We start from the raw sequence: 13,247 nt of genomic DNA, 5'->3' as shown, positions 1-13,247 counted from the left end.
CCGTCGAAGGAACGCGAATTATGTGCCGGCAGCCAGCCGGAGCTCGGCGAATGCCACGGCCAGTTTCGGCAACGTGTAGTGGGCATTCAGGCCGCTCGGATTCGGCAGGATCCAGACCCGGGTGGCGCCGATCATCCGATCCTGCTTGCCCACTGCCGCCGTCCGTTCCCCGAAGGCGTCCCGGTACGCCGTGACGCCGAGCACCGCCAACCACTCGGGCTGGATGTCGAGCACCTTCTTCACCAGGTTCTCGCCACCCGCCACGAACTCCGCGCGCGTCAACTCCGCGGCCTTCGCCGACGGCCGGTCGACCACGTTGGTGATCCCGAGCCGGTAGGTCAGCAACTCCTGCTGCTCGACCGGCTGCAGCTGGCGAGGGGTGAAGCCGCTCAGGTGCAACGCCGGCCAGAACCGGTTCCCCGGCCGCGCGAAGTGATGCCCGGTCTCCGCCGACATCAGCCCCGGATTGATCCCACAGAACAACACCCGCAGTCCGCTGCCGGTCACATCCGGAATCCCGTCCACGCGGGACACCGTAGCCAACGACAGGAGGTAGTGGCTGCGAGCGCCCAAGTCCACGCCTGACATCCGCGCCCGCCATCCCGTCCGAGCTGACCACCTCCTGTGGTTAGCCTCGTCAACCCAGGGTTGACGGCCGGTGCGCGTCAACTTAGGGTTGACGGTATGACTCCTGGACCTGATCTGCAGCAACTGATCAACACGATCAAGGCCGACGCCGGTAGCGACGACGAGCTGGAGCAGCTCGGGACCGCGGCGGCGACGATCAGCGAACTGACCGCCACCAGCGACGCCGCCCTCGGCTTCTTCGTCGACCGGGCCCGCGGCGCGGGGAAGTCCTGGGTGGAGATCAGCACCGTGCTCGGCGTCAGCAAACAAGCCGCCCACAAACGCTTCGCCGACTCCTGGACCGCCAAGCCGGCCTTCGACCGTTACACCCCGCGAACGCAAGCCGTCGTGGAGGCCGCGAAGGAGGTCGCGCGCAGCAGGAACCACGCCTTCATCGGCACCGAACACCTGCTGCTCGCCTTCTTCGCCCAGCCCCAGGCGCTGGCGACGAAGGTGCTGCTGGCCCACGACATCACCGAAGAGTCGGTGCGGACAGCGGTAGACGCGAAGAGCCCGGCAGGGCCGCCGGCCGATGCGAAAACTGCCGAGAAGGCCCTCGACGGCGAGAACCCGCCGTACACCCGCCGGACAGCGCACGTGCTGCAGGGCGCTGTCGGCGAGGCGCTGACGCTCGGCCACAACTACGTCGGCACCGAGCACCTGCTGCTCGCGTTCTACCGGGACTCACTCGGGGTCGCGACGCAGATCCTGGTCGAGCAGGGCCTCGACGAGAAGGCCGCGTGGGCGGGGATCCGTGCGCTGCTCGAGGAGGCCACGAAGTAGGTTTGGCGCATGGCTGACTGGGCTGCGCGGTTGAACGAGTTGGCGGTGGCGGCAGACGTCACCGGTGCGGTGCTCGGGATCTGGCGCGACGGCGAGACGACGATCGCGCCGTACGGCGTCCTGAACGCCACGACCGGCGTCGAGACCACCGCCGACTCGCTTTTCCAGATCGGCTCGATCAGCAAGCCGTGGACCGCGTCGATGATCGTCCAGCTCGCCGCCGAGGACCGGTTCGGCCTGGACGACCCGATCGTGAAGTTGTTGCCCGAGGCACCTGTCGACCCGCGGATCACGGTCCGTCACCTGCTGACCCATACCAGTGGCATCGACGGCGACCTGTTCACCGACACCGGCCGCGGCGACGACTGCCTGCAGCGGTACGTCGCTCTGCTCGCGGACGTCGACCAGCTCTTCGAACCCGGTACGGCGTACTCGTACTGCAATGCCGGATTCGTGCTGCTCGGTCGGTTGATCGAGGTCCTCGACGGCCGGACCTGGGACGAATCGCTGAAGGCCCGCCTGGTCGAGCCGCTCGGCCTGACCCACACCGTCACCCTGCCGGAGGAGGCGATCCTGGAACGCGCCGCGGTCGGTCATCTGGCGACGGACGGTTCGCGAGTGAAGCCGTGGCAACTCCCGCGCAGCATCGGCCCCGCCGGGACGATCAGTGCGAGCGCCGGCGACCTGCTCGAGTTCGCTCGGATGCACCTGACCGACGAGCGGTACGCCGCCATGCAGGAGCCGCAGGTCCCGTTCGCGGCCGGCATCGGCGGCTTCGTCGACCTCGGCCTGACCTGGCGCATCTACAACTGGGGCGGCCGTCAGCTGTTCGGTCACGACGGGTCGACGATCTCCCAGCTCGCTTTCCTGCGGATCGATCCGGAGGCGCGGCTGGCGATGTGCCTGCTGACCAACTCCGGCAACGGCACCCGTCTCTTCGAACCGCTCGCCTCCGAGGTGTTCACGGAGTACGCCGGTGTCGCGCATCCGCCCGCGCCGCAGCCGATCGACGTACCGGTCGACGACCGTCACGCCGGAATCTACGAGCGCGCCAGCGTCCGGCTCGACGTCGCGAAGCGTGACGACGAGCTGATCATGGTCTATTCCGCGACGGGCGACCGGCTGCTGTTCTCGGAGGACCCGGTGCACGAGTACGAGTTGCGCCCGACGGAACCGGACGACGGCAACCATTTCGTCACCCGCGAGTCGCCGGCGCACCCGTGGGTGCCGGTCACGTTCACCCCGACGCATGTCTTCACCTCCGGGCGGGTCACGCCCAGGCGGTGAGATATTTGAGGTGCGCTTTGGGTGTGGCGAGCTAACGTCGTCAGGGTGACTAGTGCACCTGCTGAACTCCCTCGTAAAGCCGGTGACCTCCGGGCCGCCGGGTATCTTCCTCGGTCGATCAAGGCCGAGATCCGTGACAACCTGCTGAAACAGCTCCGGACCGGGCGTGATCCCTGGCCCGGCATCGTCGGCTTCGGCCGCACGGTGATTCCCCAACTCGAACGCGCCCTGATCGCCGGGCACGACGTCGTACTGCTCGGTGAGCGCGGTCAGGGCAAGACGCGCCTGCTGCGCACCCTGGTCGGTCTGCTCGACGAATGGACCCCTGTGATCGACGGCGCGGAGCTGCCCGAGCATCCGCTCGACCCGATCACGCCGGCCTCCCGCCGGCGTGCCGCCGAACTCGGCGACGACCTGCCCGTCGCCTGGCTGCACCGCGACCTCAGGTACGCCGAGAAGCTCGCGACCCCCGACACCTCGGTCGGTGACCTGATCGGTGACGTGGACCCGGTGAAGGTTGCCGAGGGCCGCAGTCTCGGCGACCCGGAGACCATCCATTTCGGACTGGTCCCGCGAGCGCACCGGGGCATCGTCGCGATCAACGAGCTGCCCGACCTCGCCGAACGCATCCAGGTCGCGCTACTGAACGTGATGGAGGAGCGCGACATCCAGGTCCGCGGGTACACGCTGCGGCTGCCGCTCGACGTGTTGCTGGTGGCAACGGCCAACCCCGAGGACTACACCAACCGCGGCCGGATCATCACGCCGCTGAAGGACCGCTTCGGCGCCGAGGTCCGGACCCACTACCCGCTCGACATCGACGCCGAGGTGGACGTGATCCGGCAGGAGGCCGAGTTCACCGCCGAGGTCGGCGAACCATTGCTGGAGGTGCTGGCCCGGTTCGTCCGGCACCTGCGCGAGTCGACGTCGATCGACCAGCGGTCCGGGGTGTCCGCCCGGTTCGCGGTCGCCGCGGCCGAGACGATCGCCGCCGCCGCGCTACGCCGTTCGGCGATCACGGGCGAGGAGCCCGCGGTGGCCCGCCCGGTGGACCTCGAGGCGGTTCCCGCCGTACTGCGGGGCAAGCTCGAGTTCGAGCCGGGTGAGGAGGGGCGCGAGATCGAACTGCTCGAGTACCTGTTGCGCCGGTCGGTGGCCGACACCGCACGCGAACGGTTCGCCGGTCTCGACCTCACCCCACTCGCACACGCTGTTGCCGACGGCAACCTTGTGACGACGGGTGAGCGGGTACCGGGCAAGGACGTGCTGGCCGCGCTGCCGGAGCTCCCTGTCCTGCACGACGTCGCCGCGCGCGCCGGCGTCGAGCCGGACGACTCGTCGGGACGCATTGCCGCCGCGATCGAACTCGCCCTGGAGATGCTCTACCTGTCCAAACGCGTCGCCAAGGACGCCGACAACGACACGACCATCTACGGGGCCTGACATGTCGGCGTCAATTCCGGAAGGGTGGTCCTACGGGCCGTGGCACGACGGGCCGGATCCTCTGAAGGCACCCGTGGATCTGCGGGACGCGCTGGACGAGATCGGCCGGGACGTGATGAACGGGTCGTCGCCGCGGTCCGCGCTGGAGGAGCTGCTCCGGCGCGGCACCCGGAACACCCAGGGCCTGGACGACCTGAGCCGCCGGTTGTGGGAGCGCCGCCGCGAGATCGAGCGGCGGCACAACCTCGACGGCACGCTGCGGGACGTCCAGCGGCTCCTGAACGAGGCCCTGGAAGCGGAGCGGCGCGAGCTGTTCCCGAATCCGTCCGACGACGCGCGGTTCAAGGAGGCCGAGCTCGACGCGCTTCCCTCCGGTACGGCGGCCGCCGTACGGGAGCTGGCGAACTACCAGTGGGAGTCGTCGGAGGCCCGGGAGAAGTACGAGCAGATCCGTGAGCTGCTCGGGCGGGAACTGCTCGGTTCGCGGTTCGAGGGCATGAAGGAGGCGCTGCAGCAGACCACGCCTGAGGACATCGAGGCGATCAACGAGATGCTGGCCGACCTCAACGCGTTGCTCGCGGCCCACGCGCAGGGCCGGCCCGAGGTGCCGGAACTCTTCGAGGAGTTCATGGCCAACCACGGCGAGTTCTTCCCGGAGAATCCGCGGAACGTCGACGAGCTGATCGACGTACTCGCGCAGCGGGCGGCCGCCGCGCAACGGATGCTGAACTCGATGACTCCCGAACAGCGTGCCGAGTTGGCGGAGCTTTCGCAGCAGGCGTTCGGCAGTCCGCAACTCGCGCAGCAGTTGGCGCAGCTGGACGCTCAGCTGCAGTCGCTGCGGCCGGGGGAGGACTGGTACGGGTCCGAGCAGATGCGTGGTGACGATCCGCTCGGGCTTGCCGAGGGCGCGCAGGCGATGTCCGACCTCGCGGAACTGGATGCGTTGGCGGAGCAGCTGGCGCAGTCGTACCCAGGGGCGCGGCTCGAGGACATCGACCTCGACGCGCTCACCCGTCAGCTGGGTGACGAGGCGACGGTCGACGCACGGCGGCTGAGTGAGCTGGAGCGGCAGTTGCGTGATCAGGGTCTGATCGAGCGGGCGCCGGACGGTTCGCTGCGGTTGTCGCCGAAGGCGTTGCGTCAGCTCGGTCAGACGGCGTTGGCCGACGTACTGCGGACCGCTCGGGGATCAGGTGAACGGGACGCGGCCAACGCGGGCGCGGCCGGTGAGCTGAGTGGATCGTCGCGTCCGTGGGAGTTCGGTGACACCCAGCCGTGGGACGTGCCGCGGACGGTGCGGAACGCCGTACTGCGGACCGCTTCGCGCTCTGGTTCCGTCAAGCTTGATGTGGCGGACGTGGAGATCGCGGAGACCGAGCATCGGGCCCGGGCCGCGGTGGCGTTGTTGGTCGACACGTCGTGGTCGATGGTGCAGGAGGGTCGCTGGCTGCCGATGAAGCGGACGGCGCTCGCACTGCACCAGCTCATCTCGACGCGGTACCGGAACGACGCGTTGCAGCTGATCACGTTCGGCCGGTACGCCGGGGTTGTCGAGCTGCCCCAGCTGATCGGGATGGAGGGCACGTGGGAGCAGGGCACGAACGCGCACCACGCGCTGCTCCTCGCCGGTCGTCATCTGCGGCGGCACCCGGATGCACAACCCGTCGTACTGATGGTGACGGACGGGGAACCGACCGCACACCTGGAGCCCGACGGCACGGCCGAGTTCTCGTACCCACCCGAGGCGGCCACCCTCCGCAAGACGATCTTCGAGGTCGACCGCCTGGCCAAGCTCGGCGCCTCGCTGACCGTCTTCCGCCTGGGCGACGACCCGCGCCTGAACGCCTTCGTCGACCTACTGGCCCGCCGCAGCGGCGGCCGCGTCCTCGCCCCCGACGCCGACGGACTGGGCGCGGCGGTCGTCGGCGACTACCTCCGCACCCGCCGCAAGCTGTAAAGCCGGGACTGGACACACCGTATGGGGACCTGGAACACGCAATGACCTGTCCCAGGTCCCCATCGCCTGTCCCCAGTCCACGCCTGAATCAACATCACTACCGCAGGCGTCGCGCGATCGCCGGGATCGCCGCCGACCGCTCCCCGGCAGCCCGCACACCGGCAGCGCCAGCGCGTGCGTCCGTAGCACTGCGGAGCCGGAGGCTGTCCAACAACTGCGTGCCGTCTCGGCCGATGGTCTAGACCGACTCCAGTACCTCGGTCAGGTTTTGTGGGTCGGTGCTCACAACGTCCGCTCGGCACCCCAGGTAGTCGAGGGCCGCGTCGACGTCTGTCACATCGATCGCGCACACCGCGCACAGCTCCTGGGCGATCACACCTCCGGGTCGAGCTCACACAGCGCGCCGGCTCACCACCGACGAAACCGTCTCAGCACCCGGCTCGGAGGTTTCATCGGTGAAGACACCGAATGTCTCGCGTTGTCAACGTGGGAAGGGTTTTCCGGCCTTCGACCTGTGGGAAGGGTCACGTCGGCATCGTGAGACCAGTGTTCAACTGGACTGGTTTTTGGGCTTACTCTGAAAGTACGCCCCCGCCGCCGGAGTCGATGGGCCAGCGGGTCATTTCCCGCGCCTGCAAACACCCGCCTGCAACCCAGGGAGTGACCGTGCCGAAACTCGTCTACGACTTTGCCGAAGGCAACAAATCCATGTTGGAGCTGCTCGGCGGCAAGGGAGCGAACCTGGCCGAGATGACCAATCTCGGCCTGCCGGTACCGCCCGGGTTCACCATCACCGCGGACGCCTGCCGCGTCTACCTCGAGACCGGCGCGGTACCGGCCGAGCTCGCCGACGAGATCGACCACCACGTCCACCTGCTCGAGCAGAAGATGGGCAAGAAGCTCGGCCAGGCGGACGACCCGCTGCTGGTCTCGGTCCGCTCCGGCGCCGCCGTCTCGATGCCCGGCATGATGGAAACGGTCCTGAACGTCGGTCTCAACGACGACTCGGTGAACGGGCTCGCGCACCAGTCCGGCAACCCCCGGTTCGCCTGGGACGCGTACCGCCGGCTGATCCAGATGTTCGGCAAGACCGTGCTCGGCATGGACGGCGACGTGTTCGAGGACGCGATCGAACACGCCAAGCAGGCGAAGGGCACCCGCAACGACCTGGATCTGGACGCGGCCGACCTGAAGGCTCTCGTCAAGACCTTCAAGCAGGCTGTCCACGACCACACCGGCCGCGAGTTCCCGCAGGACCCGCGGACCCAGATGGACCTCGCGACCGAGGCCGTCTTCCGCTCCTGGAACTCGGACCGCGCGATCCTCTACCGCCGCCAGGAGCGCATCCCCACCGACCTCGGCACGGCGGTGAACATCTGCTCGATGGTGTTCGGTAACCTCGGCATGGATTCCGGCACCGGCGTCGCGTTCACCCGCGATCCGTCGAGCGGCCAGCCCGGCGTGTACGGCGACTACCTGCAGAACGCCCAGGGCGAGGATGTCGTCGCGGGCATCCGCAACACCGTCCCGCTCGCGGACCTCGAGCAGATCGACAAGGCGTCGTACGACGACCTGATGGACATCATGGCCAAGCTCGAAGGTCACTACCGCGATCTGTGCGACATCGAGTTCACCGTCGAGCGCGGCAAGCTGTGGATGCTGCAGACCCGCGTCGGCAAGCGGACCGCGGCGGCGGCGTTCCGGATCGCGACCAGCCTGGTCGACGAGGGCGTGATCGACACCGACGAGGCGCTCCAGCGGGTGAAGGGTGCGCAGCTCGCGCAGCTGATGTTCCCGCGGTTCGACGCGGATGCCGCGACGGACCTGATCACGAAGGCGATCGGTGCGTCGCCGGGTGCGGCGTCGGGCAAGGTCGTGTTCACGTCGGCGGCCGCGGTCGAGGCGGCGGAGCGCGGCGAGAAGGTCATCCTGGTGCGGCGCGAGACCAACCCCGACGACCTGCACGGCATGATCGCGGCGCAGGGCATCCTGACCAGCCGCGGCGGCAAGACCTCGCACGCGGCGGTGGTCGCGCGCGGCATGGGCAAGACCTGTGTCTGCGGCGCCGAGGAGCTCGACGTGAACGTCGCCCAGGGCACCATCAAGGTGAACGGCACCGTACTCGAGGCCGGCGAGATGATCTCGATCGACGGCACCACGGGTGAGGTGTTCCGCGGCGAGGTCCCGGTCGTGCCGTCCCCGGTCGTGCAGTACTTCGAGGGCACGCTGGCCCCGGACGCGGGCGACGAGCTGGTCGCGTCGGTGCACCGGTTGATGACGCACGCGGACGACGTACGGCGGCTCGGCGTACGGACCAATGCGGACACCGCGGACGACGCTGCGCGGGCGCGACGGTTCGGGGCGTCCGGGATCGGGCTGTGCCGGACCGAGCACATGTTCCTGGGGGAGCGGCGCGAATCCGTCGAGCGGCTGATCCTCGCGGACAACGATGCGGAGCGGGAGACCGCGCTGGCCGAGCTGGAACCCTTGCAGCGCGCGGACTTCCTGGAGCTGCTGGCCGCGATGGACGGGCTGCCGGTGACGATCCGGTTGATCGACCCGCCGCTGCACGAGTTCCTGCCGTCGATGGAGGAGCTGGCGGTGAAGGTCGCGGTGGCGCGCGAACGCGGCGAGGAGTCGGAGCACGATGTGAAGCTGCTTGCGGCGGTCGAACGGCTGCACGAGGAGAACCCGATGCTCGGCCTGCGCGGGGTCAGGCTCGGGCTGGTGGTCCCCGGTTTGTTCGCGATGCAGGTCCGGGCGATCGCGGCGGCGACCGCAGAGTTGCGGGCCCAGGGCAAGGATCCGCGACCGGAGATCATGATCCCGCTGGTCGGCGCCGTACAGGAGCTGCACCTCGCGCGTGACGAGGTGGAACGCGTGCTCGCTGACTACGACGGCGGCACCGAGATCCCGATCGGCACGATGATCGAGCTGCCGCGGGCCGCGGTGATCGCGGACCAGATCGCGGAGGCGGCCGACTTCTTCTCGTTCGGCACCAACGACCTGACCCAGACCACGTGGGGCTTCAGCCGTGACGACGTCGAGGGCGCGTTCTTCTCGCGGTACCTGGAGAAGGGCATCTTCGCGGTGTCGCCGTTCGAGTCGATCGACCGGGAGGGCGTCGGCGCGCTGGTGCGGACCGGCGTGGACCGCGGGCGGGCGACCAAGCCGGACCTCAAGCTCGGCATCTGCGGCGAGCACGGCGGCGACCCCGACAGCATCCACTTCTTCCACGAGGTCGGCCTCGACTACGTCTCCTGCTCCCCGTTCCGCATCCCGGTCGCGCGGTTGGAGGCCGGCCGCGCTGCCTTGGACTGACACCAGGGGCGGACCCACGCCACTCACCAACCACCGACCGCCGCGGCTCGGCACGCTGACCCAGGTCGCCTGCGCGGCCGCAGCGGGCAGTTGATGAGTGGTACAGGTCCGCTAACCTGCGGCGATGAGCCGCGAGACGCTACGCACGACCTTCGGAGAGGACGCGGAGCTGTACGACCGCGTCCGGCCGGCTTATCCGCGCGAGCTCTTCGACGAGCTCGCGCGGATGGTCGGCGACCGCCCGAAGGTGCTGGAGATCGGCCCTGGGACCGGCCAGGCGACCGCGGCGATGGTCGCGCGCGGTTGGCCGGTCACCGCGGTCGAGCTGAGTCCCGAGCTCGGGGGCGTCCTGCAGCGGAACCTTCCCGAGGTCGACGTGATCGTCGCGGACTTCGACAGCTGGGACCTGCCGGCGGCGGACTTCGACCTGGTGATCGCGGCGACCGCGTTCCACTGGCTCGATCCGGCGACGCGCGTCCAGCGGTGTGTGGACATGCTGCGGCCGGGCGGCGCGCTGGCGATCGTGTCGACGCATCACGTCGCGGGCGGTTCCGAGCAGTTCTTCGTCGACGTGCAGTCCTGCTACGACCGGTTCACCGACGATCCGGTGAAGGACGGACTGCCCGCCGCGGACGACGTACCGGTGGATCCCGCGGGGCTCGGGGAGACGGAGCTTTTCGGGTCCGTGGAGTTCCGCAGCTATGCCTGGGACGCGGCGTATTCGACGGTCGAGTACCTCGAACTTCTGTCCTCGTATTCAGGTCATCGGGCCTTGACAACCGACCGGCGTGACGGACTGTACGAGTGCATCGGCGCGCTTATCGACGCAGCCGGGGGTTCGGTCACGAAGCGTTATCTCAATCAACTTTCTGTAGGAATTTCCCTTAACCAAACCCTTGCGTAGGGACCCCTCGGCTGGTGAGAATGTCCGGGCGGGAAGGGAGATCACTCGTCGACTTTCGGGTCTGACCTGAACCAGCCGCTGTGGCGGCTCGTGACTCCCTTTCCCGCACCAAATCCCCTTGTTTCCAAGGCCGTTGTAGAGTTTCGTGCATGGCCCAATATGTCGTGCAGTTGCGCTTCGACGTCGCTCAGACCGATCGCCGGATGGAGGTCCGCCCGGCGCACCGCGAGTACCTCGCCGCGCTGAAGGCCGACGGCAAGCTCGTCGCGGCCGGACCGTTCGCCGACCAGACCGGCGCGCTGCTCGTGTACGACGTCGCCGACGAGGCCGAGCTCCGCGACATCCTCGCCAAGGACCCCTACACCCCGGCCGACGTCTACGAGATCGCCACCTTGGCCGAATGGCAGCCGCTCTTCCCGTTCAGCTAACGCTGGAGCGAGGCGAGGAGAGCCAGGGTCTTCGCCCAGCCCTGGCGCATGGCCGACTCGTTGCTGGGGCGGGTCCCGCCGAACTTGTACGGGCCGACGATCGGATGGTTGATCGTCGTTCCGCGCGGCAGATACGGCGCTCCGCCGACGCCATGGCCGGCGCCGGTGACGATCACGGCCTCGTGCGGGAACTTGTCGTGCGCGTCGTCGAGCTCCAGCATGATCTGCTCGGCAGCCTGCCGCGAGTCCCATGACGCGTCGGCGGACCCCGCCACCGCGAGTACCGGTCCGTCCACGCCGTCGACCGGGATCAGTTCGGGTCCCACCGGCCGCCCTTGGTAGGTCCACGCCCTCGCGCCCGGATGCGGAAACGACGTCGTCCCCGCCGCTCCGGGCGCGAACAGCACGGCGCCATGGACGAGTGCCGGGAAGTGGTCAGCCACCAGCAGCGCGGCCTCGGTGCCGAACGACGCACTCATGACGACGACGCGCGCCGGATCGACTCCGGGTTGTTGGTCGAGCCAACGAGCCGCGGTCGCGAAGTACTCGATCGGGACGTTGCGCAGCTCCGCCGGCACGCCCGGCGCGTGGAAGTACGCCACCGCGAGCACCGGGTAGCCGTGCGAGGCCAGCAGATAGGGGATCGAGAGCGACGGCACGCCGCCTTCAGAGCCGCCGAAGAACAGTACGGCGGGATGCTTGGCGCCATCCGTCTTCGGCGTGACGTACACGCCGGTGACCTTGTCCTTGGCCCTCGTGAGCGCCCTGGTCGTCACCCCGGACGCCATCCACTGCCGAGTGAGCGTCGTACTCGCGAGCTGCTTGCCGTCGCGGCTGACCGAGACCTCGAGGTGCTCGACCGGGCGCCCGTCCTCGGACGGCGGAATGTACGACTGCTCCTCCGGGTCCCCGTCCGGTGGGTTCATCGACCAGAACAGGCCCATGCCGTCGACATCGTGATAGGTCCCGCTCGCGGGCCTGGCCGTATCGAGGTCCACCGTGCCGTGGTCGTCGGCGGTGACCGTCACCTGGCTGTGCCACTTCTTGCCATCCCGGTCGACGGCCTCCGCGGCGACGTCCACCGGCTTTCCCGCCGGTGCGCCGGTCACCTTCAGATGGACCTGCTGGTCGGCGAGCGTCACCGCCTGGTCGACGGTCAGCACCGCGTGTTCCGACGTACATCCCGCCGCAAGTAGGCAGATCGCCGCGGACATGACCAGAACTCGGTTCACAGTTCCAGAGTGGCACTCCTCGGAGTCACTGCGAGGGTGTCAGGCGTCGGCGCCTTCCAGGTTGAGGTGGTCGACGTACGCCCAGAGCCAGACCAGGGGAGCGAGGACCAGTTCGGGCTCGTTGTCCTCGTCGGCGATGAACAGCATCGACGCCTCGCCGTTGGTGAGGTCCTCGATGACCGCCTCGCACATCTCGAGCGCGACCTCGAACGGCAGTAGCCGCGGGCCGTTCTCCCAGCGCGGCTCTGGCAGCGGGAGGACCGGTGCCTCGTCCGTCCCGTCCAGCTCGACCGAGACCTTCTGCAGCTCCTCGTACAGGTCGAACGAGATCAGCCCCGCGAGCGGCCGTCCGTCCAGGCCGACCAGGTACGGGTCGTCGGCACCGTCGCGGAACGCGTCCCGGATGTCCGGCAGCGCGGCCTTGAGATCGGATGCTTCGAGGTACGGCGCCTCGTCCGCCTCCTCGGTCTCCGCTTCGACCAGCCCGCTGCGCATCTGGTCGAACTGGTGCAGCAGCCCGTTCAACTCGTCGTACGCCCCACCGCCCGGCGCCTTCTGCGCACGCGCCTCCAGGTCACGCAGGTGCTCGACCAGCTCGTCCTCGAAGTGCAGCTCGTAGCGCGGGAGGCCCGGCTCGCGGCCGGCGTTGATCTGCGCGACCAGCTGCGTTGACACCGGACCGATCCGCTCGGCGAGCACCTCCAGGGGCGTGGTCGGCTTCTCCTCGTCGTCGTGCGCGCAGGAGTCGTCATCGCCCTTGCCGTCGCCTTCCATCGCGAGCAGCACCTGGAACGCCTGGAAGGACAGCAGCGCGGCGGTCGCCATTGTGCCGTCGCCGATCAGCATCAGCGGGTTGCCGCCGGCCTCGGTACGGCGTACGTGGTCGGGCATCAGCGTCGCGGCCTGCTCGACGTTCACCTGACTGGCCAGCGAGGACAGCCCGTGGTCCGTGTCCACGCCGAGCAGCTCGACCAGCCGCTCGGAGCTCATGTCGAAGTTGGAGCGCAGGTAGTACCGCAGCCAGCCGGCGTCGACCGGGTTGCCGAGCAGGTCCGCAATCCGGGAGCGGAAGTCCGCCAGGTCGGCGATCGCCAGTACCACGAGCACCGGCTGGTCGCCGTCGCCTATCACCAGCGGCCGGGTGTCCCCGTTCTGGAAGCCGTCGATGACCTGGTGCAGGCTGTCGGCGGCTGCCTCGAGCGGCCACGACTCCGCCTCGAACTCGTTGACCACCGCGGCGGAGGTGTCCTCGGGCATCTGCT

10 protein-coding genes are annotated in these 13,247 nt (G+C 68.8%); 7 read left to right on the top strand and 3 right to left on the bottom strand.

Annotated features, from left to right (window positions below; translation table 11 throughout):
- Positions 1 to 18: 18 nt before the first annotated feature.
- Positions 19 to 525: a G/U mismatch-specific DNA glycosylase gene (mug, locus tag EV647_RS06665; RefSeq protein ID WP_238177058.1), complete on the bottom strand. Its 507-nt coding sequence runs from the start codon at positions 523 to 525 to the stop codon at positions 19 to 21.
- Positions 526 to 684: 159 nt separating this feature from the next.
- Between mug and EV647_RS06660 the strand changes: the two genes are divergently transcribed.
- The 7 genes from EV647_RS06660 to EV647_RS06630 all read left to right on the top strand — a co-directional run bounded on the left by EV647_RS06660 (position 685) and on the right by EV647_RS06630 (position 10,753).
- Positions 685 to 1,410, top strand: coding sequence for a Clp protease N-terminal domain-containing protein (locus EV647_RS06660; protein ID WP_133999936.1), 726 nt, complete (start codon positions 685 to 687; stop codon positions 1,408 to 1,410).
- 9 nt (positions 1,411 to 1,419) lie between these two features.
- Positions 1,420 to 2,697, top strand: a complete 1,278-nt coding sequence (locus tag EV647_RS06655) for a serine hydrolase (RefSeq protein ID WP_133999933.1) — start codon at positions 1,420 to 1,422, stop codon at positions 2,695 to 2,697.
- Between the two features lie 45 nt (positions 2,698 to 2,742).
- Complete coding sequence (locus EV647_RS06650) at positions 2,743 to 4,140, top strand: ATP-binding protein (RefSeq protein ID WP_133999930.1); 1,398 nt, start codon at positions 2,743 to 2,745, stop codon at positions 4,138 to 4,140.
- 1 nt (position 4,141) lies between these two features.
- Complete coding sequence (locus tag EV647_RS06645; RefSeq protein WP_133999927.1) at positions 4,142 to 6,100, top strand: VWA domain-containing protein; 1,959 nt, start codon at positions 4,142 to 4,144, stop codon at positions 6,098 to 6,100.
- A 606-nt stretch (positions 6,101 to 6,706) separates the two neighbouring features.
- Positions 6,707 to 9,421 carry a pyruvate, phosphate dikinase gene (ppdK, locus tag EV647_RS06640; RefSeq protein WP_133999924.1) on the top strand — a complete coding sequence of 905 codons (2,715 nt, stop codon included), beginning with the start codon at positions 6,707 to 6,709 and terminating at the stop codon, positions 9,419 to 9,421.
- A gap of 124 nt (positions 9,422 to 9,545) precedes the next feature.
- Complete coding sequence (locus EV647_RS06635; protein ID WP_133999922.1) at positions 9,546 to 10,325, top strand: class I SAM-dependent methyltransferase; 780 nt, start codon at positions 9,546 to 9,548, stop codon at positions 10,323 to 10,325.
- A gap of 149 nt (positions 10,326 to 10,474) precedes the next feature.
- Positions 10,475 to 10,753 carry a YciI family protein gene (locus tag EV647_RS06630; RefSeq protein ID WP_133999918.1) on the top strand — a complete coding sequence of 93 codons (279 nt, stop codon included), beginning with the start codon at positions 10,475 to 10,477 and terminating at the stop codon, positions 10,751 to 10,753.
- On the opposite strand, the gene EV647_RS06625 is transcribed toward EV647_RS06630, so the two are convergent.
- Together EV647_RS06625 and EV647_RS06620 are read right to left on the bottom strand one after the other, a co-directional pair.
- Positions 10,750 to 11,985 (bottom strand): acyl-CoA thioesterase/bile acid-CoA:amino acid N-acyltransferase family protein, encoded by a 1,236-nt coding sequence (locus EV647_RS06625; RefSeq protein ID WP_133999914.1) that lies wholly within the window; start codon positions 11,983 to 11,985, stop codon positions 10,750 to 10,752. The two genes, EV647_RS06630 and EV647_RS06625, sit on opposite strands and share 4 nt — an antisense overlap.
- A gap of 39 nt (positions 11,986 to 12,024) precedes the next feature.
- Positions 12,025 to 13,242: a hypothetical protein gene (locus EV647_RS06620; RefSeq protein WP_133999911.1), complete on the bottom strand. Its 1,218-nt coding sequence runs from the start codon at positions 13,240 to 13,242 to the stop codon at positions 12,025 to 12,027.
- Between the last annotated feature and the right edge of the window lie 5 nt (positions 13,243 to 13,247).

This window comes from Kribbella sp. VKM Ac-2566 (assembly GCF_004366005.1).
GTDB lineage: Bacteria > Actinomycetota > Actinomycetes > Propionibacteriales > Kribbellaceae > Kribbella > Kribbella pratensis.
The sequence above is the reverse complement of the archived record's forward strand: the minus strand, read 5'-3'. Positions and strand labels throughout refer to the sequence as shown.

What these genes read in the sequence shown, in the direction of transcription:
- EV647_RS06655 (WP_133999933.1), top strand. Translation starts at nt 1,420, where the DNA reads ATGGCTGACTGGGCTGCGCGGTTGAACGAGTTGGCGGTGGCGGCAGAC.
- EV647_RS06630 (WP_133999918.1), top strand. Translation starts at nt 10,475, where the DNA reads ATGGCCCAATATGTCGTGCAGTTGCGCTTCGACGTCGCTCAGACCGAT.
- EV647_RS06635 (WP_133999922.1), top strand. Translation starts at nt 9,546, where the DNA reads ATGAGCCGCGAGACGCTACGCACGACCTTCGGAGAGGACGCGGAGCTG.
- EV647_RS06660 (WP_133999936.1), top strand. Translation starts at nt 685, where the DNA reads ATGACTCCTGGACCTGATCTGCAGCAACTGATCAACACGATCAAGGCC.
- EV647_RS06645 (WP_133999927.1), top strand. Translation starts at nt 4,142, where the DNA reads ATGTCGGCGTCAATTCCGGAAGGGTGGTCCTACGGGCCGTGGCACGAC.
- EV647_RS06620 (WP_133999911.1), bottom strand. Translation starts at nt 13,242, where the DNA reads ATGCCCGAGGACACCTCCGCCGCGGTGGTCAACGAGTTCGAGGCGGAG.
- ppdK (WP_133999924.1), top strand. Translation starts at nt 6,707, where the DNA reads ATGGGCCAGCGGGTCATTTCCCGCGCCTGCAAACACCCGCCTGCAACC.